Annotated in this window: 21 protein-coding genes; 2 read left to right on the plus strand and 19 right to left on the minus strand. The window is 61.4% G+C overall.

Features of this window, described 5'->3' with window-relative positions:
• Position 1 precedes the first annotated feature (1 nt).
• From ispF to ACK4FZ_RS07700, 5 genes are read right to left on the minus strand one after another with little or no spacing between them, the layout of a single operon-like run.
• Positions 2–487, minus strand: coding sequence for a 2-C-methyl-D-erythritol 2,4-cyclodiphosphate synthase (gene ispF, locus ACK4FZ_RS07680; RefSeq protein WP_144372371.1), 486 nt, complete (start codon positions 485–487; stop codon positions 2–4).
• Positions 484–1,170 (minus strand): 2-C-methyl-D-erythritol 4-phosphate cytidylyltransferase, encoded by a 687-nt coding sequence (ispD, locus tag ACK4FZ_RS07685; RefSeq protein WP_409819510.1) that lies wholly within the window; start codon positions 1,168–1,170, stop codon positions 484–486. Before ispD ends, ispF begins: the two co-directional genes overlap by 4 nt.
• A complete protein-coding gene (gene dnaQ, locus ACK4FZ_RS07690) occupies positions 1,167–1,898 on the minus strand; it encodes a DNA polymerase III subunit epsilon (protein ID WP_409819513.1) in 732 nt (243 codons plus the stop codon). The genes ispD and dnaQ overlap by 4 nt, the downstream gene beginning before the upstream one ends.
• Before the next feature lie 10 nt (positions 1,899–1,908).
• The gene (gene rnhA / locus ACK4FZ_RS07695; RefSeq protein WP_409819515.1) at positions 1,909–2,358 is read right to left on the minus strand and encodes a ribonuclease HI; all 450 of its coding nucleotides are present in this window, start codon (positions 2,356–2,358) and stop codon (positions 1,909–1,911) included.
• Positions 2,351–3,109, minus strand: coding sequence for a class I SAM-dependent methyltransferase (locus tag ACK4FZ_RS07700; RefSeq protein ID WP_409819517.1), 759 nt, complete (start codon positions 3,107–3,109; stop codon positions 2,351–2,353). The genes rnhA and ACK4FZ_RS07700 overlap by 8 nt, the downstream gene beginning before the upstream one ends.
• On the opposite strand from ACK4FZ_RS07700, the gene gloB reads away from it, so the two are divergent.
• Both gloB and ACK4FZ_RS07710 read left to right on the plus strand, forming a co-directional pair.
• The gene (gloB, locus tag ACK4FZ_RS07705; RefSeq protein ID WP_409819520.1) at positions 3,108–3,872 is read left to right on the plus strand and encodes a hydroxyacylglutathione hydrolase; all 765 of its coding nucleotides are present in this window, start codon (positions 3,108–3,110) and stop codon (positions 3,870–3,872) included. The genes ACK4FZ_RS07700 and gloB overlap by 2 nt on opposite strands.
• Before the next feature lie 152 nt (positions 3,873–4,024).
• On the plus strand, positions 4,025–5,977 hold the full coding sequence (locus ACK4FZ_RS07710) for a LysM peptidoglycan-binding domain-containing protein (protein ID WP_409819522.1): 1,953 nt from the start codon (positions 4,025–4,027) through the stop codon (positions 5,975–5,977).
• A gap of 145 nt (positions 5,978–6,122) precedes the next feature.
• Here the strand turns inward: ACK4FZ_RS07710 and ACK4FZ_RS07715 are convergent, their stop codons facing one another.
• The 14 genes from ACK4FZ_RS07715 to rlmN all read right to left on the minus strand — a co-directional run bounded on the left by ACK4FZ_RS07715 (position 6,123) and on the right by rlmN (position 20,804).
• Positions 6,123–7,418 carry an adenylosuccinate synthase gene (locus ACK4FZ_RS07715; protein WP_409819524.1) on the minus strand — a complete coding sequence of 432 codons (1,296 nt, stop codon included), beginning with the start codon at positions 7,416–7,418 and terminating at the stop codon, positions 6,123–6,125.
• 28 nt (positions 7,419–7,446) lie between these two features.
• On the minus strand, positions 7,447–8,598 hold the full coding sequence (locus ACK4FZ_RS07720) for an ATP phosphoribosyltransferase regulatory subunit (protein ID WP_409819526.1): 1,152 nt from the start codon (positions 8,596–8,598) through the stop codon (positions 7,447–7,449).
• Between the two features lie 95 nt (positions 8,599–8,693).
• Positions 8,694–9,569, minus strand: a complete 876-nt coding sequence (gene hflC / locus ACK4FZ_RS07725) for a protease modulator HflC (protein ID WP_409819528.1) — start codon at positions 9,567–9,569, stop codon at positions 8,694–8,696.
• A gap of 12 nt (positions 9,570–9,581) precedes the next feature.
• The gene (hflK, locus tag ACK4FZ_RS07730; RefSeq protein ID WP_409819530.1) at positions 9,582–10,799 is read right to left on the minus strand and encodes an FtsH protease activity modulator HflK; all 1,218 of its coding nucleotides are present in this window, start codon (positions 10,797–10,799) and stop codon (positions 9,582–9,584) included.
• Complete coding sequence (hflX, locus tag ACK4FZ_RS07735) at positions 10,786–11,922, minus strand: GTPase HflX (RefSeq protein WP_409819532.1); 1,137 nt, start codon at positions 11,920–11,922, stop codon at positions 10,786–10,788. The genes hflK and hflX overlap by 14 nt, the downstream gene beginning before the upstream one ends.
• Positions 11,923–11,987: 65 nt before the next feature.
• Positions 11,988–12,245 carry an RNA chaperone Hfq gene (hfq, locus tag ACK4FZ_RS07740; protein WP_017508502.1) on the minus strand — a complete coding sequence of 86 codons (258 nt, stop codon included), beginning with the start codon at positions 12,243–12,245 and terminating at the stop codon, positions 11,988–11,990.
• An 88-nt stretch (positions 12,246–12,333) separates the two neighbouring features.
• Positions 12,334–13,698 carry a ribosome biogenesis GTPase Der gene (gene der / locus ACK4FZ_RS07745; protein WP_409819534.1) on the minus strand — a complete coding sequence of 455 codons (1,365 nt, stop codon included), beginning with the start codon at positions 13,696–13,698 and terminating at the stop codon, positions 12,334–12,336.
• 10 nt (positions 13,699–13,708) lie between these two features.
• Positions 13,709–14,848, minus strand: a complete 1,140-nt coding sequence (gene bamB, locus ACK4FZ_RS07750) for an outer membrane protein assembly factor BamB (RefSeq protein ID WP_409819536.1) — start codon at positions 14,846–14,848, stop codon at positions 13,709–13,711.
• A 2-nt stretch (positions 14,849–14,850) separates the two neighbouring features.
• Positions 14,851–15,483 (minus strand): YfgM family protein, encoded by a 633-nt coding sequence (locus ACK4FZ_RS07755; RefSeq protein WP_409819538.1) that lies wholly within the window; start codon positions 15,481–15,483, stop codon positions 14,851–14,853.
• Between the two features lie 15 nt (positions 15,484–15,498).
• Positions 15,499–16,770 carry a histidine--tRNA ligase gene (gene hisS, locus ACK4FZ_RS07760; protein WP_409819540.1) on the minus strand — a complete coding sequence of 424 codons (1,272 nt, stop codon included), beginning with the start codon at positions 16,768–16,770 and terminating at the stop codon, positions 15,499–15,501.
• Between the two features lie 57 nt (positions 16,771–16,827).
• Positions 16,828–18,102 (minus strand): flavodoxin-dependent (E)-4-hydroxy-3-methylbut-2-enyl-diphosphate synthase, encoded by a 1,275-nt coding sequence (gene ispG / locus ACK4FZ_RS07765; RefSeq protein ID WP_409819542.1) that lies wholly within the window; start codon positions 18,100–18,102, stop codon positions 16,828–16,830.
• 6 nt (positions 18,103–18,108) lie between these two features.
• Positions 18,109–18,951 carry a helix-turn-helix domain-containing protein gene (locus ACK4FZ_RS07770; protein ID WP_409819544.1) on the minus strand — a complete coding sequence of 281 codons (843 nt, stop codon included), beginning with the start codon at positions 18,949–18,951 and terminating at the stop codon, positions 18,109–18,111.
• A gap of 21 nt (positions 18,952–18,972) precedes the next feature.
• Entirely contained in the window at positions 18,973–19,713 is a 741-nt protein-coding gene (gene pilW / locus ACK4FZ_RS07775; RefSeq protein WP_409819546.1) for a type IV pilus biogenesis/stability protein PilW, read from the minus strand.
• On the minus strand, positions 19,713–20,804 hold the full coding sequence (gene rlmN / locus ACK4FZ_RS07780; RefSeq protein WP_144372390.1) for a 23S rRNA (adenine(2503)-C(2))-methyltransferase RlmN: 1,092 nt from the start codon (positions 20,802–20,804) through the stop codon (positions 19,713–19,715). The genes pilW and rlmN overlap by 1 nt, the downstream gene beginning before the upstream one ends.
• Positions 20,805–20,838 lie beyond the last annotated feature (34 nt).

Below are 20,838 nucleotides of genomic sequence, written 5' to 3' on the forward strand. Positions count from 1 at the left end.
ATCAGTTGGCCGGCACCAGCAGGCACACGGCCTGGGTTTCGATGGCTTCGGCACGGCCAAGGTAGCCGAGCTTTTCGTTGGTCTTGCCCTTCACGTTGACGCAGGCCACGTCGATGTCCAGCAGCGCGGCAATGCGGGCGCGGATGGCGTCGATGTGCGGCGCCAGCTTGGGCGCCTGCGCGATGATGGTGCTGTCCACATTCACCAGCTGCCAGCCGGCGGCACGCACGCGGCGCATGGCTTCCTGCAGCAGCACGCCGCTGTCGGCCCCCTTGAACGCGGCGTCGGTGTCGGGAAAATGGCGGCCGATATCGCCCAGCGCCGCCGCGCCCAGCACCGCGTCGGTGATGGCGTGCAGCAAGGCGTCGGCGTCGGAATGGCCGAGCAGGCCCTTGTCGTGCGGGATGGTGACGCCGCCCAATATCAGCGGGCGGCCTTCTACCAGGCGGTGGACGTCGTAGCCCTGCCCGATGCGGAATGGCGTCATGCTTGCAATCCTTTGCGGGCCGCGAGGATGGCGCCGGCCAGCGCCAGGTCCCCCGGCCAGGTTACCTTTAAATTCTGGGCATCCCCCACCACCAGCCGCGGCGCATGGCCCAGCAATTCAATGGCAGAAGCCTCGTCGGTGATGGCCGGGTTGGCCGCGTCCTGTAGCGCCTCGGCCAACAGGCCGGCACGGAACATCTGCGGCGTTTGCGCCAGCCACAGGCCATCGCGCGGCACGGTGGCGGCAATGCGGCCAACCTTGCCCTGCTTGACGGTATCGGCCACCGGCTGCGCCAGAATACCGCCGATGGCGTCGTCGCCCACTTCGTCCAGCAGGCGCTGCAGCGCGTCCGGGCTGAGGCAGCAGCGCGCAGCATCGTGCACCAGCACCCAGTCGTCTTCGTCGGCGGCCAGCGCCGCCAGGCCGTTGGCCACGCTTTCAGCACGGCTGGCGCCGCCCACGCGCAGCACCTGCACGCGCGCGGGCCAGGCAAAACCGTCGAACCATTCGTCGCCAGGCGAGATCACCACGGCCACCTCGTCGATGCCGGCACAGCCGCACAGCACGTCCAGCGTGTGCGCCAGCAACGGACGGCCATTCAGCAGCAGGTATTGCTTGGGGGTTGCCGAACCGAAGCGGCTGCCGTGACCGGCCGCCGGAATCAGCGCGATACGGCGGCTCATGCCGCGGGCTCCGCCGGCGGCGGGTTTTCGATGGCGCGCCACAGGCAGGTGCCTTTCACGCTTTTGTCCAGCGTATCGAGGTAGGCCTGGTGCTCGGCCAGTTCATCGGCGCTGGGCTGCAGCACGGCCAGCGGCTTGCGCTCGAAGGCCATGTGCACGCTGCTGCCGGCGCTGGCGCTGTCGTCGCTGCCGGCGTCCATCAGCAGGCTGTCCTGGCCGCGCGTCATCCACAGGTAGACTTCGGCCAGCAGTTCGCAGTCGATCAGCGCGCCGTGGTAGGTACGGTTGCTGCGGTCGATCTCGAAACGGTCACACAGTGCGTCCAGGCTATTGCGCTTACCCGGGAAGTTGTCGCGCGCCATCGCCAGCGTGTCGATGACGCCGCCGCAGGTTTTGGCCACCGGGGCGAGACCGACGCGACGGAATTCGGCATCCATGAAGCCCACGTCGAACGGGGCGTTGTGGATGATCAGCTCGGCGCCGGCGATGAAATCCACCAGTTGCTGCGCCACTTCGGCAAAGCGCGGCTTGCCTTCCAGGCTGGCCAGCGAAATGCCGTGCACGCGCTCGGCGTCGGGGTCGATGTCGCGCTCCGGGTGGATGTACAGGTGCAGGCTGCGGCCGGTGAGCTTGCGGTCTTCCATTTCCAGACCGGCAAATTCGATGATGCGGTGGCCCTGGTTCGGGTCCAGGCCGGTGGTTTCGGTATCGAGGATGATCTGACGCATGGGAAGCTACCTAGCCGCGCAGACTGTCGACGCCGGCGTTGGCCAGCTGGTCGGCGCGTTCATTGAATTCATGACCGGCGTGGCCTTTTACCCAGCGCCACTCCACATGCGGGTGCTGGTTGCGCAGCGCATCCAGTTGCTGCCACAGGTCGGCGTTCTTTACCGGCTCCTTGCTGGCGGTTTTCCAGCCGCGGGCTTTCCAGCCGTGAATCCACTCCGAAATGCCCTTCTGCACGTACTGCGAATCGGTATACACCACGATGTGACAGGGGCGCTTCAGCAGCTGCAGGCCCTGGATGACGGCCATCAGCTCCATGCGGTTGTTGGTGGTACCGTGTTCGCCACCGAACAGTTCCTTTTCCTGGCCCTTGTAGCGCAGCAGCACGCCCCAGCCGCCGGGGCCGGGGTTGCCCTTGCAGGCGCCGTCGGGGTAAATCTCGACGATTGCGTCGTCACTCATCGTTTGTCTTGTCGCCTTGCGTTCGGTTAAGGGTCTGTCGTTCGTTGCCGGCGGCGACCAGCGCCCGCGCCGGGCGCGCCCGCTGCCAGCGCGGCAGGATCAGCCGCATGCCACGCTGGCGCTTGACAGCCACGATGGCGTAAAGACCTGCCAGTTGCGGCCAACAGTAACTACCGGCCTGCTCCATGAAGCTGCACCGTGCCAGCCAGTCGTGGCGCGAGAAAGGGGGCGAGTATGCCATGAACTGGCAGTCAATGGCTTCGAGCTGCAGCAATTGCAGCCAGTCTTTCACCCTTAACAAGGAAACAAAGTTGCCATTCCACGGTGCCGCACCGCGGCGGCGCGCCAGCCGGCACAGCCCCCATAGTGAAAACGGGTTGAAACCGGTGAGCACCAGCCGGCCTTCGGGCATCAGCACCCGTTCGGCCTCGCGCAGCACCTGGTGCGGCTCGCTGGTAAAATCCAGCGCATGCGGCATCAGCAGCAAGTCCAGACTTTTACTGTCGAACGGCAGGTAAGCCGGGTCGCACACCACGTCCGGCTGGCCATCCAGTCCAGCGTAGCCGTGCCAGGGAATGCGGTTACAGGCGAGGAAGTCATAATCGCTCAGCCCCAGCTGCACGGCGCGAAAGCCAAAGATATCGCTGACCGCCGTATCAAAAAACGCCTGCTCACGGCATAGCAGATCTTGGCCCAGCTCGGTGCTGGACAGCCAGTCTGCAAACTCTTCCATCGTTTCGGGATACATCATGGCCGACCTGTTTCGCCTCAGCGCGGTAAGCGCGTTCAGTGACAATTATATCTGGGTTTTACACGACCAAAGCCGCGCCATCGCCGTCGATCCGGGTGACGCAACACCGTTGCTGGCCTTTCTTGCACAACAGCAACTTGCCCTGTCGGCGGTGTGGATCACCCACCACCACGCCGACCACATCGGCGGCCTGCCACAGCTTGGCAGCCACTTTCCCGGCCTGCCCGTGTACGGCCCGGCTGGCGTCAACGGCGTGACACAAGCGGTGGGCGAAGGCGATACGCTGACGGCTTTTGGTAGCACGGTGCAGGTATGGGCCATTCCCGGCCACACCACCAACCACCTGGCCTACCTGGCCGGGCAACACCTGTTCTGCGGCGATACCCTGTTTGGCGCCGGCTGTGGCCGCGTATTCGACGGCACCATTTTGCAACTGTTCCATTCCCTGCAAAGGTTGGCCGCATTGCCGTCCGAGACGCTGTGCTACCCGGCACACGAATATACGCTGTCCAACCTTGCCTTTGCCGCAGCCGTCGAGCCGGGCAATGCCGCCATCCGCGCACGCCAGGCGGTCGATAGCGACCGCCGCAAACGCGGGCTGCCGACCTTACCCACCACACTCGCAGCAGAACTGGCCAGCAACCCCTTCCTGCGCACCAGCCAGGCCGAAGTTGGCCGCAACGCTAGCGAGCATGCCGGCCACCAGCTGACACGGGACGAGGACATTTTTGCCACACTTCGCAGCTGGAAAAATAACTTTTAGACAAAATTATCAACAAGCTGCAAGAAATGGCTAGCCACTCGCCATTAAAGCCTCTAAAAATCAGCAAAAATCATGGTCTTAAATGAACTTTGCGCATTCCAATGTGCTCCAGCCGTGTTAGCATCGCCCGATACAGGAAACAGGCCCCGCCCATGAAAAAGCTTACCCCGCTAGCATTGTCGGTTACCGTGGCGCTCACGCTGCCAGCCATCAGCCACGCACAGGATGTGTCGCCGTTTTCACGGCAAAGCAATACGGCGGTCGATGACGGTTTGTCTGCCGGCCTGGACATGATGCTGCTCAACACCGCCATGCTGCGTAACGGAGACAGCGTGTGGACACGGGCGCGTGAAGGCTTCGAACTGAGCGAAGTCAACCCGGAGCTGGTGCGTCGTCACGAACGCAACTACGCCAGCAAGCCCGCTTACTTCAAACGAACCCTGGACCGGGGCCGCAAATACCTGTTTCACATCATGAACGAAGTGGAACGCCGCGGCATGCCTACAGAAATCGCCTTTCTGCCAGTAGTGGAAAGTGCCTTCGTACCCGGCGCGCAATCGCATGTTGGCGCATCCGGCCTATGGCAATTCATGCCAGCCACCGGCCGTCAGTATGGCCTGGAGCAAACCTGGTGGTACGACGGCCGCCGCGACGTGATGGAATCTACCCGCGCTGCACTGGACTACCTGCAAAACCTGTACACCATGTTCGGTGACTGGCGCCTGGCACTGGCGGCATACAACTGGGGTGAGGGCAACCTGTCGCGTGCGATAGCCAAAGTACGCGCTCGTGGCGAAGTAGAAACCTACGAAAACATCCAGATGCCCGCCGAAACGCGCAACTATGTGCCAAAACTGCTCGCTGTTCGCAACCTACTGCAAGACCCGGAGAAATTCGGCCTCAGACTGGACCCATTCCCCAACAAACCTACCTTCGTGGCCACCAGCAATGGTCGCCACATGAATATCGACGTCGCAGCCCGCCTGGCAGAAATTTCGGTAGCAGAGTTCAAGGAGCTGAACCCTGCCTTCAACCTGCCAGTGTACGCCCACAAGCCGGGCCGTCAGATGCTGCTGCCGGCCAACAAGCTGCACAAGTTCGAAACCAATCTGGCGAAATGGGACAAACCGCTGCTTACCTGGCAAGTACACGTCCCTGACAGCGACACCACGGCTACCCAGCTTGCAAGCCAGTTCGACATGAACCCCAACGAACTGATTACTGCCAACAACATCAAGGGCGGCAATCTGCTGCCAGCAGGTCGCCCGGTACTGGTTGCACTGCGTGGCAACGCGCCGGCCCCCGCGCTGGACAACACTGACGTTCCGGCCGCCCCGGCAGAAGCGGCCACACTGGTCGCCTTTGCGGCGAACAGCGGGCCAATGGATACGCCCCCGGCCACACAAGTGACAGCGCCGCGCCTTGATGTCGCTACACCGGTAACGCGTGTACTGCAACGCGCCGAACCTGCCCGCAGCGAGGCCGCACCGGTCAGCCGCCCTGCTCCGCGTAGTGAAGCGGTAGCCGTGGCCCGTGCCGAACCCAAACCCGAGATCATTCGTGCCGAGCCGGTCAAAGCTGAACCGGTTCGTATCGAAGTCGCGCGTAGCGAAGTGGTACGCAACGAAACGCTGCGCCCAGTGGCCGCCCGCACTGACAATAGTGGCGGGCTGGGGGACAACGTACCTGTCAACACTCCTGACAGGGTCGTCAATGTTGCTGCAGGCCTGCACACCGTGGCCAGCGGCGACACCCTGTATAATATTTCGCGTCGCTACGGCATGACGGTTACCGACCTGCGCAACCTCAATAGCCTGGTGGACGACACCGTCAAGCTGGGCCAGGTGCTGAAGGTAATCGGCAGCAATGTGGCTGTAGCACCGGCTGCCAGCGCTACCGACAGCAGCGCCTTGCGTCCTGTCAGCTACAACCGTCCGGCCTCTAGCGCCAACGTCGATTACGTGGTGCAACGCGGCGATACCGTATTCAGCATCGCCCGCAAATTCGGCGTCAGCCATACCGACATCCTGCGCTGGAACAATCCAGAGCAGCTGGTCAACCTCCAGCCGGGCCAGAAAGTACGTATTCAGACCGCCGGTCTCTAACCCGCGCCGCACAGACAAAGCCCGCAAGCAAAGCCTGCGGGCTTTTTTTTGCGGCCTCGTGACACGCCATCTGCAATAAAAAGCCCGTCGCTAGCGACGGGCATTTTGCTGGGACCCTGCCGGCGTTGGCCGGTACTTCAGCCTGTTACAGGCCGAACGGGTGACGCAGTACGATGGTTTCTTCGCGATCCGGGCCGGTAGACACGATGTCGATCGGCGCGCCGCACACTTCTTCGATGCGCTTCAGGTAGGCCTGGGCGTTCGCCGGCAGGTCTTCCCAACGCTTGGCACCAACCGAGCTTTCGCTCCAGCCCGGCATGGTTTCGTAGATCGGTTCGCAACGGGTAACAGCATCGGAGCCAAACGGCAGGATGTCGATCACTTCGCCGTTGAGCTTGTAGCCCACGCACAGCTGGATCTCTTCCAAGCCGTCCATCACGTCCAGTTTCATCACGCACAGACCGGACACACCGTTGATCTGAATAGAACGCTTCAGTGCGGCTGCATCGAACCAGCCGCAACGACGCGGACGGCCGGTAACGGAACCGAACTCGTTGCCACGCTTGGCCAGGAAGGCGCCGATGTCGTTTTCCTGCTCGGTCGGGAACGGGCCGGAACCCACGCGGGTGGCGTAACCCTTCACGATACCCAGCACGTAGTTCAGCATTTGCGGGGCGACACCTGCGCCCGGCGCAGCGGCACCGGCTACACAGTTGGACGAGGTCACGTACGGGTAGGTACCGTGGTCGATGTCCAGCAGCGTGCCTTGCGCGCCTTCGAACAGGATGGGCACACCGGCCTTGTCCAGGTCGTGCAGGATGCGCGATACATCAGCCACCATCGGCTTGATGCGCTCGGCCTGCTTCATGGTGTCGGCCAGGATGGTGTCGAAGTCTACCGGCTGGGCGTTGAACAGCTTGGTCAGCAGGAAGTTGTAGTACTCGACGTTTTCTTTCAGCTTGGCGACGAAGCGGTCGGTGTCGAACAGGTCGATCACCTTCAGCGCGCGGCGCGCTACCTTGTCTTCGTAGCAAGGGCCGATACCGCGACCGGTGGTACCGATCTTGGCGTCACCTTTGGCGGCTTCACGTGCCTGGTCCAGAGCAATGTGGTACGGCAGGATCAGCGGGCAGCCTTCGGCGATCTTCAGGCGGGCCGAGGCGTTCACGCCCGCAGCTTCCAGCTCGTCGATCTCCTTCAGCAGGGCTTCGGGGGACAGCACCACACCGTTACCGATGAAGCAGTCCACGCCATCGCGCAGGATGCCGGACGGCACCAGGCGAACCACGGTTTTCTTGCCGTTCACCCACAGGGTGTGGCCAGCGTTGTGGCCGCCCTGGAAGCGAACCACGGCACGCGCGTGGTCGGTCAGCCAGTCAACAATCTTGCCCTTGCCCTCGTCACCCCACTGGGTACCGATTACCACGACATTCTTGGACATTGGAAAAACCTCTTCTCTTCAGAAACAATTACTTGAACGGGACCAGCTGCCATTCGCCACCAACCAGGACCAGTTCGCGGTCGCAGTCCAGTGCCTCGGCAGATTCACCCAGATAGTCAATGATTACCCGCTCGCCAGCGACGCGCAGAGCCTGCACGCGCTCGGCAGCCTGCGGCAGCAGACGTGCGGCCAATTTGATACCCTGCACGCTGTCTTTTTGCGGCAGGATGCGCACTAGATCACGCAGATCCAGGCTGAAACCGGTTGCCGGCCGGGCGCGACCAAAGCGGCGGCCAACGTTGTCGTAGCGGCCGCCACGCGCCAGCGCCTCGGACCAACCCGGGGCGTAGGCTGCAAACATCAGGCCGGTATGGTAGGCGTCGCCGCGCAACTCGGCCAGGTCGAAGCTGACCTGTACACGGTCGCCAACAGCGGCCGCAATAGCAGACAGCTGCATCAGCGCCAGCTCGATTTCCGGCAGCGACGGCAGGCGGGTACGCGCTTTTTCCAGCACGCTGGCCGGGCCGTACAGCTCCGGCAGCGCCAGGAAGGCGCTACGGTACGGTTCGGCCACGCCGGCGACCATCTCACCGATGGTCACCACGTCTTTGGCTTGCAGCGCGGCAAACAGCTCGCGCCCCTGCTCCGCCGGCAAACCGGCCGCAGCCGCCAGGCCTCGGAAGATACCGATGTGACCAACGTCCAGACGCAGGTGTTTCACACCCACTTGCTGCAGGGCGTCCAGCATCAGGCCGATGATCTCCACGTCGGCTTCGATACCGGCGTAACCGTACAGCTCGGCCCCCACTTGCAGCGGCTCGCGCGAGCTGGTGAGTCCGGATGGACGGGCGTGCACCACGCTACCGGCGTAACACAGGCGGGTAACGCCGGTACGGGACGACAGCAGGTGGGCATCGATACGGGCAACCTGCGGGGTAATATCCGCGCGCAGACCCAGCTGGCGGCCGGACAGATGATCGTCCAGCTTGTAGGTTTTCAGGTCCAGCGAGGCGTCGTCGCTGGAGACCAGGGCATCGGCGTACTCCACCAGCGGTGGAAGTACCAGTTCGTAGCCAGACAGACGGAAAAGGTCCAGCATGGCCGCTTTCGCACTCTCTACCTGGCGGGCGGTAGCGGGCAGGATATCGGCAATTTGTTCGGGCAACAGCCAGTTACGCATTGTTTTTTGCACACAAGAAAAGGCGGGATTCACGATCCCGCCTTGTTTTATCGCAACCCGGCAGCCGCCGGGCAGTCGCAAGTTAAGCCATTTTATCAGCGTGGCTTCGGTTGCGCATTCTTGAAATACTTGAAGAATTCTGAACTTGGGTCCAGCACCATCACGTCGCCCTTGTTGCGGAAGGTTTGCTTATAGGCTTCCATACTGCGCCAGAAGGCATAAAACTCAGGGTTCTTGCCATACGCTTGCGCATAAATGGCGGCAGCCTTGGCATCGCCCTCACCCTTGATGGCCTGCGCTTTGCTATACGCTTCAGCCAGCAGCACTTCACGCTGACGGTCAGCGTCGGCACGAATACGCTCGGCCTCGGCGCCACCTTCACTACGTAGCTGGTTGGCCACCGTGCGACGCTCGGAGTTCATCCGCTCGTAAACCGAAGTGCTGATTTTATCGGGAAAATCAACGCGCTTTAAGCGCACATCCAGTACTTCCATACCGATTTTTTGCGCTTCACTATTGGCACGCTGGCGCACCACTTCCATCACTTGGTCGCGCTTACCGGAAATGACATCGGCCACCGTTTGCTGACCGAACTGGGCGCGCAAACCGTCGTTGATGGTCTGACGCAGGCGCTGCACAGCCACAGTTTCATTGCCGCCCACACTCTTGTAGAACTGCTCTACGTCGCGCACGCGCCATTTCACGAAACTGTCTACCAACACGTTTTTCTTCTCGCGGGTATTAAACAGCTCAGGCGCTTCCGGATCAATGGTCTGAATGCGACGGTCAAAATAACGCACATTCTGCAGCAGCGGTACTTTAAACTGGATGCCGGGCTCCTTCACCACGCGCACCACCTCACCAAACTGGAACACCATGGCGAACTGGCGCTGATCGACGGTGTACAGCGAACCGGATGCCACCAGCAGCGCGCCAGCCACACCCAGTACTACAGGGAAAAATCGTTCCATCTAGCTGTCCTCCTAGCGGCCGCGCGTCACGTCGCGGTCAACCGGCGGCCGTGCATTATTGTTGGGCTGTGCAGTCTGTGCCGGCTCTTGCGGCGCAGCCGGTTTAGCGTCGGCGGCGCGGGCATCGCTGCCAGCTTGTTGCATCAGCTTGTCCAACGGCAGGTACAGCAGGTTATTGCCGTTTTTCTGATCCACATACACCTTGCTGCTATTGCTCAGCACTTGCTGCATCATGTCGAGGTACAGACGGTCGCGCATCACTTTCGGAGCCTTGTTGTACTCGGCCACCACGCTTTGGAAGCGTGCCGCATCACCCTCGGCGGTAGAGACTACGCGCTGGCGGTAGCCTTCTGCTTCTTCGATCAGTCGCGAAGCCAGACCTTGCGCCTTGGGCACTACTTCGTTGGCGTAAGCCAAGCCTTCATTACGTAGTTTTTCCTTGTCCTGGCCGGCTTTCACCGCGTCATCAAAGGCTTCAATCACCGGCTCCGGCGGCTGTACGTCGTTGATGTTTACCTTGGCGACACGCACGCCCATGCGGTAGCGATCGAGAATTTGCTGCATCACACGCTGGGTATCGGATGCGATCTGGCCGCGACCTTCGTTCAGCACGAAATCCACCTTATTGCGGCCAACCACCTCGCGAATCGCGGTCTCGGCGGCCTGTTTTACTACGTCCTGACCACCCTCTTCCTGGGCCAAGTTGTTGAACAGGAATTCACGCGCGTCCTTGATGTCGTACTGCACCGACAGTTGCACATCGATGATGTTCTGGTCTTCGGTCAGCATCAGCGACTCTTCCAGCACGCGGTTTTTTGCATTGTTGCGGTAGCCCACTTCAATGCTACGCAGTTCGGTCAGGTTGACGATTTCCACTTGTTCGAACGGATAGGGGGCGTGCCATTGCAAGCCAGAGTCGCTGACACGGTCAAAGCTACCCAGACGCAACACGACGCCTTGTTCACGGGCATCGACCACATAGAAACCGCTGGCCAGCCACAGGGCGCCCACTACCGCAGCAATGCCAACGGCACCAAACGCCATATTGCGCTGACTGGGCATGCCGCCATGGCCACCGCCAAAACCATTACCATTGCCGCCATTACCCGAGGGTTGGGGCTTGCCGCCCAGTAAGCGGGACAGTTTCTGGTTGAGTTGGCGGAAGACTTCTTCCAGATCGGGCGGGCCATCGTCGGGGCGACGACCGCGGTTATCATCATTCTGTGCCATCGTTTTGGGTTTCTTCTGTGATGTTCGGGTGAGTGATTGCCAGTGCTCGTTCGGCAATAGCCTCGCGCAGGAGTTCCAGCCCTGCTCCATTCAGTGCCGATATTCGCACCCCTTCGATATCGCCGAATTCATCGTGCAGGATGGCTGGCGGCAAACCGCGCAGGTCGGTTTTATTCCACACTATCAACTGCGGCACATGCTCGGCACCAATTTCTTTCAATACCTTGTTAACCTCTTCCACCTGCCGCTCGCGCATCGGGTTGGCCGCATCCACCACATGTAGCAGCAGATCGGCCGAAATGGTTTCTTCCAGCGTAGCGCGAAACGAGGCCACCAGCGAGTGTGGCAAGTCGCGGATGAAACCCACGGTATCCGACAGCACGATGGACACGTCCTGGTTGATGTACAGACGGCGGCTGGTGGTATCCAGCGTGGCAAACAACTGGTCTGCCGCGTAGGCACCGGCCTTGGTCAGCGCATTGAACAAGGTGGACTTGCCCGCATTGGTATAGCCGACGATAGAGACCGATGGCAAGCCGGAACGGTCACGGCTACGACGCTGGGTCTTGCGCTGCTTCTGCACCACCGCCAAGCGGTCTTTCAATGCCTTGACACGGTTACCCAGCAAGCGACGGTCGGTTTCCAGCTGCGTCTCGCCGGGGCCACGCAGGCCGACACCACCCTTTTGCCGCTCCAGGTGTGTCCAGCCGCGTACCAGCCGGGTAGACATATGGCTAAGCTGCGCCAGCTCAACTTGCAGCTTGCCCTCGTGACTGCGCGCCCGCTGCGCGAAAATGTCCAGAATCAGTGTTACCCGGTCGATGACGCGGCATTGCAGCGCACGCTCCAGATTACGTTCCTGGCCCGGACCCAGTGCGTGGTTGAAGATCACCACATTGGCGTCGGTGGCACGCACCAGCATGGCGATTTCTTCTACTTTGCCCTTGCCAGCAAACAGGGCTGCATCCGGACGCTGGCGCTTGCCGCGAATGACGCCGGTGACGCTAACGCCGGCCCCTTTGACCAGTTCCAGGCATTCGCTAACGCCGTCTTCATAGTCGGCCTCGCCAAAATCGAGGCATACAAGTACTGCTTGGTCACCTAGGTCGGGACGATCAAACACGCGCGGGCTTTCAATAAATAAAGCTGACCGGCTTACACCGGCCAGCCTTGGGATAACAGCGGGAATTACGCGTCTTGCGAATCCGACTTGGCACCGTGGTGCTCGTGCGGAATATTCACAGGGCGGGCCGGAACAACAGTAGAGATGGCGTGTTTGTACACCATCTGCGTAACCGTGTTCTTCAGCAGAACGACGTACTGGTCAAACGACTCGATCTGACCCTGCAGCTTGATGCCGTTTACCAGGTAAATGGATACCGGCACGTGCTCCTTGCGCAGGATATTCAGAAACGGGTCTTGTAACATTTGCCCTTTGGCGCTCATTTTTGTTCTCCGATTCGATGCAGTTTTTGTAATTCAGTACAAGCGTGCTGGTGCTAAAACTCTTTTTAGCATAAAAAATTCCAGCAGACTATTTGAACCCCTTGTGGCGCAGCAAACTTACCTTGGTACCTGTCGCTTCGACCTCAAACGGGTTAGTGCTCGATTTGTATTGTACCCGCAACGGCGTACCTTGCAGATGGAAAGCCTTGCGGAACATGCCTTCCAGATAACGGGTGTAGCTATCCGGAATCTTGTCCAGCGCATTACCGTGAATCACTATGATCGGCGGGTTCATGCCGCCCTGGTGGGCATAACGCAGTTTGGGGCGAACCTGGCCGGCACGCGGCGGCTGCTGACGCTCGGTGGCCACCTGCAGGATGCGGGTAAGCTTAGGCGTCGGCAGCTTGCTCATGGCAGCCTTATACGCTTCATCAATAGATTTGAACAAGTCTGCCACACCACGGCCTTGCAGTGCCGAAATGTAGTGGAACTTGGCAAAATCGAGGAAGCCCAGTTTGCGCAGAATGTCACGTTTGATGGTGTCTTTCTGATGCAGTTCCAGGTCTTCCCATTTATTCACCGCTACCACCAGTGCACGGCCTGCTTCCAGTGCAAAACCGGCGATGGTCGCATCCTGCTCGGAAATATCGAGCTGCGCGTCCAGCACCAGCACCGCCACGTTGGCGTCTTCCACCGCCTGCATGGTCTTGATCACCGAGAATTTCTCGATGGCCTCGTTCACCTTGCCACGACGGCGCACGCCTGCGGTATCGATAATGGTGTATTTGCGGCCATCGCGCTCGAAATCAATATAGATGCTGTCGCGCGTGGTGCCGGCCTGGTCGAAGGCGATAACGCGGTCTTCACCCAACACGGCGTTCACCAGCGTGGACTTGCCCACATTAGGGCGGCCGATCACCACGAATTTCGGGTGATGGGTTTTCTCTTCTTCTTCGGCATCCGGGAAGCCTTCCAGCACCAGCTCGACCAGCTCGCGCACGCCGTCACCGTGCGATGCGGAAATCGCCATCGGCTCGCCCAGCGCCAGCTCGTGGAACTCGGCAGCAGCAATCGCGCTGTTGACGCCTTCGGCCTTGTTCACCGCCAGAAACACGGGCTGGTTGGACTGGCGCAAGCGGTTGGCAATGATCTTGTCTTGCGGTGTAATGCCGACACGACCGTCCACCAGGAAAATGATGGCATCGGCTTCGTCCACGGCCTGCAGCGTCTGCTTGGCCATCTCGAACAGGATGCCTTCGTCCACCACCGGCTCGAAACCACCGGTGTCTACCACCAGATAAGGCTTGCTGGCACCGCGGCCGTGGCCGTAGTGACGATCGCGGGTCAGGCCCGGCTGGTCGGCCACCAGCGCATCGCGCGAGCGGGTCAGGCGGTTGAACAGGGTTGATTTGCCCACATTGGGGCGGCCCACCAGGGCAATAGTCGGTTTCATTGTGTACTACTTATTTGGTCAGCGCAGCCAGTCGGCCTTCGGCATCCAGTACGTAAGCCACATCGCCGGCAAGCAGCGGGCGGCTCAGCGTACCGTTTACTTTCAGGCTGCTGCGGCCAACGATACGTCCATCAAGCGATGAAAGCAGATGTGCATAGCCTTCACCATCAATTACCAGCAGGTTATCGCCCAGTTTGACCGGGGCGGTGACGTTGCGGTAGCGCAAGTCATCCTGTTTCCACAGGTTGCGGCCGGAGTCGGCATCGTACGCCCACACCACGCCATCATCGGCGGTGACAAACACCGTCTTGCCATCCGAATACAAACCACGGCTGCTACCCAGATCGCGCGCCCACAGCTGCTGGCCGCCACGGGCCTCGTAGCACGCCACCCGGCCCTGATAAGCCACCGCGCATACGCGGCGGCCATCAAACATCGGCTGGCTCACTACATCGGTGACACGTTCCAGCTCGCTGGCACCGCGAGCGGTGGCAACTGTGGCCTGCCACAGGGGCTCCCCACGCTCTGCAGCATAGGCAGAGATCTTGCCTGCTGCTTCGCCAACCAGCAGTACGTCGCTGCCTTCCACGCGGATTTGCGGCGTGGTAGCACGCACGGTCAGCGCGGGCGGCGTTTGCCACTGGGTCCAGACCTGACGGCCAGTCTGACTGTCAAAACCGGAAACACGACCATCCGCCGCACGGACGATCAGCACCTTGTCGGCCAGCTGCGGCGCTTCCGCCAGCAGGCTGGTCAGTGTCTGCTTCCACACCAGTTTGCCGTCGGCAGCACTCACCGCCAGCAGCTCGCCGCGATCACTGCCGACAAACAGCATGCCGGCATCGGCGGCAATGCCGGACACCAGCGGCTGTTTCAGGTCGAGGCTGGACAGCACGCGGCCACTCTGCGCATCCAGCTGCTGTACCTTTCCGTTACTGCCGGCCACCCACAGGCGGCCATCGTCCAGGTACGGGGTAAACAGGCCGCGCTCGCCGGCCGGTACGCCGGCCTGCCACAGCACGCGTGGGCCAGACAAAGCCTGCAGCGGTTTCAGCGGGGTCGGTTCGTAGGCAACGCTGCCTTCAAACCACGAAGCACAACCACCCAGCGCGGGCAGCAATACGGCACACAGCAGCAGTCGGCGCATCATGATCAGCTCCCCAGCGAGTCGAGTTTGGCCTGGATGAATTCACGGACCTGGGCCTCGGGTGCCGCTTTGGCCAGCGCCGCCTTGTAGGCTTCGCGAGCACCACCGATATCACCGCGCGCTACGAGCACGTCTGCCTTCAGATCGAGGAACATGGCGTCGAAGGTGGCCGGGTGCGCCATTGCCAGCTCGGCCAGCGCCGCGTCGTACTGTTTTTCATCCAGCAGCACGCTGGCCAGACGTAGACGCGCTACCGCCTGCAAGGTCTCGTCTTTGCCAGCGTGATCAATTACCCACTTCAGCTGGGTGCGGGCATAACCGAGTTCTTTGCTGTCGAACGCCAGACGGGCAACCAGCAATGAAGCGTTGGCCGCATAGGCAGAGCCGGCATAGTCTTTCTGCAAGGCAGCCACAATGCCCTTGGCCTTGTTGAGGTCACCGGCTTGCAGCGCAGGCTCCAGTTGACCAAAGACTGTTGCCGCTTGCTCCGACTGCGTAGCTTGGTAATACTGCCAACCCTTAAAGCCGATGAAGCCCAGCGATACGGCCAGTACGGCACCACCAATCAGTTTGCCCCACTGCGCCCAAAAACCCTTGAGCGCGTCAATCTGTTCCTGTTCCTGCAGGTCGTAAGCCATGCGGCCCCCTTGTTATCAAGACTTGAAGCGGGAAACGGCAGCCACCACGTCGGCAGCGGCCACGGTTTCCTGGGTGGCGTCGGCGCGCAGCGGCTTCACCACCACTTGCGCACTGGCCACTTCGTTCTCGCCGATGATCAGCGCCACGGCGGCGCCGCTGCCATCGGCTTTTTTCATTTGCGACTTGAAGCTGCCATCACCCATGTTCTGTACTACGCTATGGCCGGCGGCGCGCAGCGCCTGGGCCAGTTGCATGGCGTAGGCGGCTGCACCGGCGCCCTGGTTGACGATGAACACGTCTACGCCGCGGCGGGCGGGCAGCAGGTTTTTCTCGGCCAGCAACAGCAGCACGCGCTCCATGCCCATGCCAAAGCCGATACCCGGCGCCGGCTTGCCGCCCAGCTGCTCGATCAGGCCGTCGTAGCGGCCGCCGGCACACACTGTGCCTTGCGCACCCAGCTCGGTGGTGACCCACTCGAATACCGACAGGTTGTAGTAATCGAGGCCGCGCACCAGACGCGGGTTTTCCACGAACGGGATGCCCAGCGCGCTGATGGTGGCTTTCCAGCCCTCGTAGTGGGCACGCGAAACTTCACCCAGGTAGTCGGCCAGACGCGGCGCGTTGTTGGCCATGTCCTGCAGGGCGGGGTTCTTGGTATCCAGCACCCGCAGCGGGTTGCTGTACAGGCGGCGCTTACCGTCTTCATCCAGAATGTCGATGTGCTTTTCCAGGTAAGCGATCAGCGCCTCACGGTGCGCGGCACGCTCTTCCTTGTTGCCCAGCGAGTTGATTTCCAGCTGTACGCAGTCGGCCAGACCCAGGCGACGCCACAGGTCGGCAGTCATGGCGATGATTTCGGCGTCGATATCCGGGCCAGCCATGCCCAGTGCTTCCACACCAATCTGATGGAACTGGCGGTAGCGGCCTTTCTGTGGGCGCTCGTGACGGTACATCGGGCCCATGTACCACAGCTTCTGCGTGGTGTTGTACAGCAGGTTGTGCTCTACCACGGCACGCAGGGTGCCTGCCGTGCCCTCGGGGCGCAGCGTCAGCGGGTCGCCGTTGAGTTTGTCTTCGAAGGAATACATTTCCTTCTCGACAATGTCGGTCACCTCGCCGATGGAGCGCACAAACAAGGGGGTCGGCTCCACGATGGGGGTACGAATGTTGGCGTAGCCGTAATCATGCAGCCAGCCGCGCAGGATGTTCTCGAAGTACTCCCACTGTTGCGACTCTGCCGGCAGCACATCGTTCATGCCACGGACAGCCTGGATTTTCTGAGCCATTGTTATCGATTCTTTCGCTATATCACGCAGGCGGCGGCCAAGGTTGGCCGCCACACCTCAAAGCTGGCGGATGGGGATGGTACGCGTCACCCCTTCGCGACGCTTGGTACCACCCTCACCGTAACGGGTCTGCACGTAGTTTTCCACGATGGCGCGGAAGTCCTGTGCAATATTGTCGCCCTTCAGGGTAACGTCTTTCTGGCCATCGACATAGACCGGCGCCACCGGCACTTCGCCGGTACCGGGCAGGCTGATGCCGATGTCGGCCAGTTTCGACTCGCCCGGGCCATTGACCACACAGCCCATCACCGCCACTTTCATGTCTTCCACGCCCGGGTACTGCAGGCGCCACACCGGCATCTGCTCGCGCAGGAAGGTCTGGATGCTGTCGGCCAGCTCCTGGAAGAACGTGCTGGTGGTACGGCCACAGCCTGGACAGGCAGTAACCAGCGGCGTGAACGAACGCAGACCCATGGTTTGCAGCAGCTCTTGCGCCACCACCACTTCCTTGGTGCGCGCCTCGCCCGGTTGCGGGGTCAGCGAGATACGGATGGTGTCACCGATGCCTTCCTGCAGCAGCACCGCCAGCGCCGCGCTGGACGCCACGATACCCTTGCTGCCCATGCCGGCCTCGGTCAGGCCCAGGTGCAGCGGAAACGCGCAGCGGCTGCCCAGATCGCGGTAAACGGTGATCAGGTCCTGCACGTTGCTGACCTTGCACGACAGCAGGATCTGGTTGGCCGGCAAACCCAGCTCCATCGCCTTGTCGGCCGATTCCAGCGCCGAGGTAATCAGCGCCTCGCGCATCACCACTTCCAGCGGCTGCGGATTGGCCGCACGGCTGTTCATGTCCAGCATGCGGGCCAGCAGCGCCTGGTCCAGGCTGCCCCAGTTGACGCCAATGCGCACCGGTTTGCCGTACTCGGCAGCGGCGCGGATCATGTAGGCGAATTTCTCGTCGCCTTTGGCCCCTTTGCCGACGTTACCGGGGTTGATGCGGTACTTGCCCAGCGCACGCGCGCAGTCCGGATAGTCCTTCAGCAAACGCTCGCCGTTGAAGTGGAAATCGCCCACCAGCGGCACGTTGCAGCCCATATCGTCCAGTCGCTGGCGGATCTCGGCCACGCGGGCCGCCGCTTCCGGGCTGTTGACGGTAATGCGCACCACCTCCGAGCCAGCCTGAGCCAGTTCGAATACCTGCTGTGCGGTAGCCACCGCGTCTGCGGTGTCGGTATTGGTCATCGACTGCACCACCACCGGGTGCTCGGACCCTACCATCACGTGCCCTACTGCTACCTGCAGGGTCTTACGGCGTTTGATCGTTGCGTCCATCTGCTATCAGTTCAGTTCCAGTTTTGCGGTACTGCCGCGGGTCTTGTCTTTCAGGTCTACCGGCGTGCCTTCGTAGCTCAGCGACATTGCCGGCGCGTTACCGATAGTGAGCTTGAACGGGGGCTTGCCGTTCACCTCCTGGCTACTACCGGCAGCAATGGTGCCGAACACCAGGCGCTTGCCTGTGGCGTCTACTACCGACACCCAGGAGTCGGCACTGGCGCTCAGCCGCAAACGCTTGCTGTCAGACGCCGGCTGAGCGGCAACCACTGCCGAAGCAGCCAAGGCCGGTGCGGTGGCTGCAGCCTGCGTACGCGCTGACATGGACGCACTGGCGGGTTGTGCAGTAGGCGCGCTAGCCACTGCTAACGGTAGGCTGGCTGCCACGGGCTGGCTGGCTGCGGCGGACAGGGGGGCACTGGCGTCCTCAAGTTGCATCGGTGCCAGTTCACCTGCTTGCGGCGCAGGCGAGGCTTCGGGTTGCAACCACCAAACCGCCACTAACAGCCCCAACAGTACCGGCAACAACAACAGCCATGGCGTAATGCCATTGGACTCGGCCGGTACGACGGCTGCGGGCTCGATACGTTCCACACGCTGCGGCGGGTAAACCTGATCCAGCAACGCTATCAGTGGCGCACTGTCCAACGTCAGGAAACGGGCGTAATTACGCACGAACCCGCGCACGAAGGTGGCACCGGGCAGTTGCTCCAGTTGGCCGGCTTCGATAGCCTCCAGCTGACGCAGAGATAGCTTTAGGCGGTCGGCGACGTCATGCAGGCTCAAATCTTTGGCCAGTCTGGCATCGCGCAGCTGCTGGCCGATTTCTTGTGCAACAGAAGTTGTCATAGGCGAGGTTAGCTTTCGGGGTCAGCTGCCGCTGAGCAGCTGCTGGGTTTGCAGGCTGTCAGGAAAACGCTTTTTCAAGGCCTCGCTCAGGCGCAGTTCGGTCAGCGCGTCTTTTTTCAAGCGCGCCAGCCGGACGCCCAGCAATAACTCGTCAGCCCCAAAACGTCTATCGTCCTTACCCAGGCGGTCAAAGTAAAACTGCGCCAACTGGGCGTTGCCAGCCTGCACCGCCAGCCGGGTCAGCTCGCGCAATGCAGTCACATCATTCGGCGAACGCCGCAGCACTTCCAGCAGCAGGGCGTTGGCTTCATCGTTACGGTTCATTTTGCCCAGGCACACCGCCTTGTTGGCCATGGCAGTCTGCGGCGTAGCAAAAAACGGGTCGGCCAAGGCGGTGTCAAAACGCTTGAGTGCCTCATCGAAGCGGCGACGCTCGCACAAGAACAGACCGTAGTTGTTGTTCACTTCCGGGTTAGCCGCATTGAGAGACAAGGCTTTGCGAAAGGCGGCATCTGCCTCGCCATCGACTTTTAGCGCCATGTAAATCAAGGCCTTGGCAAGGTAACCAGCCTGATAAGTAGGATCAACCGCAATGGCCTGATTCGCGTTCTCCATTGCCACGCGCATATTGCCGTAGCGCATGTATTCGATGGCCAGCTGCGCACGTGTCTCCGCCAGCTCGCGCGGCGGGGCCGCAGCCAGCGCCAGCTGGGCGCTCAGTACGCCCGTCAGCAAAGCAGCAAGAACACGTGTTTTCAGCATCAGCCTTTCTCCTCGGCAATTCGGATCCACTTCTCCTGGCGGCGGGTCTTGTCCTGCACCTGGCCGGCCAGCTGGCCGCAAGCGGCGTCGATATCGTCACCGCGGGTCTTGCGCACCGTCACCACAAAACCGGCTTCCTGCAGGATCTCGCGGAAAGCGCGGATGGCGTTGTTGCTGGAACGGTCGTAACCGGAGTTCGGGAACGGGTTGAACGGAATCAGGTTGAACTTGCACGGCACGTCGCGCACCAGTGCAATCAGTTCGCGAGCATGTTCCGGTCTGTCGTTCACCCCGTCAAGCATCACATACTCGAAGGTAATGAAGTCGCGCGGCGCTTTCACCAGGTAGCGCTGGCACGCCGCCATCAGTTCTTTCAGCGGGTATTTCTTGTTCAGCGGCACGATTTCGTCGCGGATGCGGTCGTTGGACGCATGCAGCGATACGGCCAACGCTACCGGACAGGCCTCTTTCAGGCGGTCCATCTGCGGCACCATGCCCGAGGTGGACACCGTCACGCGGCGACGGCTGAGGCCGTAACCGTGATCGTCCAGCATGATCTGCAGCGCCGACACCACGTTGTCGAAATTGGCCAGCGGCTCGCCCATGCCCATCATCACCACATTGGAGATGACGCGTTCGTTCTTCGGGGTCACCCCCATGGCCTTGTTGGCCCACCACAGCTGGCCGATGATCTCGGCGGTGCTGAGGTTGCGGTTAAAACCCTGGCGGCCGGTAGAGCAGAAGGTGCACTCCAGCGCACAGCCTACCTGGGATGATATGCACAAGGTGCCGCGATCATCCTCGGGGATGAACACGGTTTCCACACCGTTGCCGGTGCCGACGTCGAGCAGCCACTTGCGGGTACCATCCTCAGACTCCTGCGACACCATCAGGTCCGGCACGCCCACTTGCGCCGTGTCGTGCAGTTTGGCACGCAGGCTCTTGGCAATGTCGGTCATGGCGTCGAAATCGGCTTCGCCCATCTGGTGCATCCAGCGCATGATCTGCTTGGCACGAAACGGCTTTTCGCCCATGGCGGCAAAGTGTTCGGTGAGCTGGGGCAGGTTGAAGTCGAGCAGGTTGGTCTTCATGTCAATCTCTGGTAAAGGCGGCCGCCCACAAAGG

The sequence above is a fragment of the Vogesella sp. genome (assembly GCF_046297735.1).
GTDB lineage: Bacteria > Pseudomonadota > Gammaproteobacteria > Burkholderiales > Chromobacteriaceae > Vogesella > Vogesella urethralis.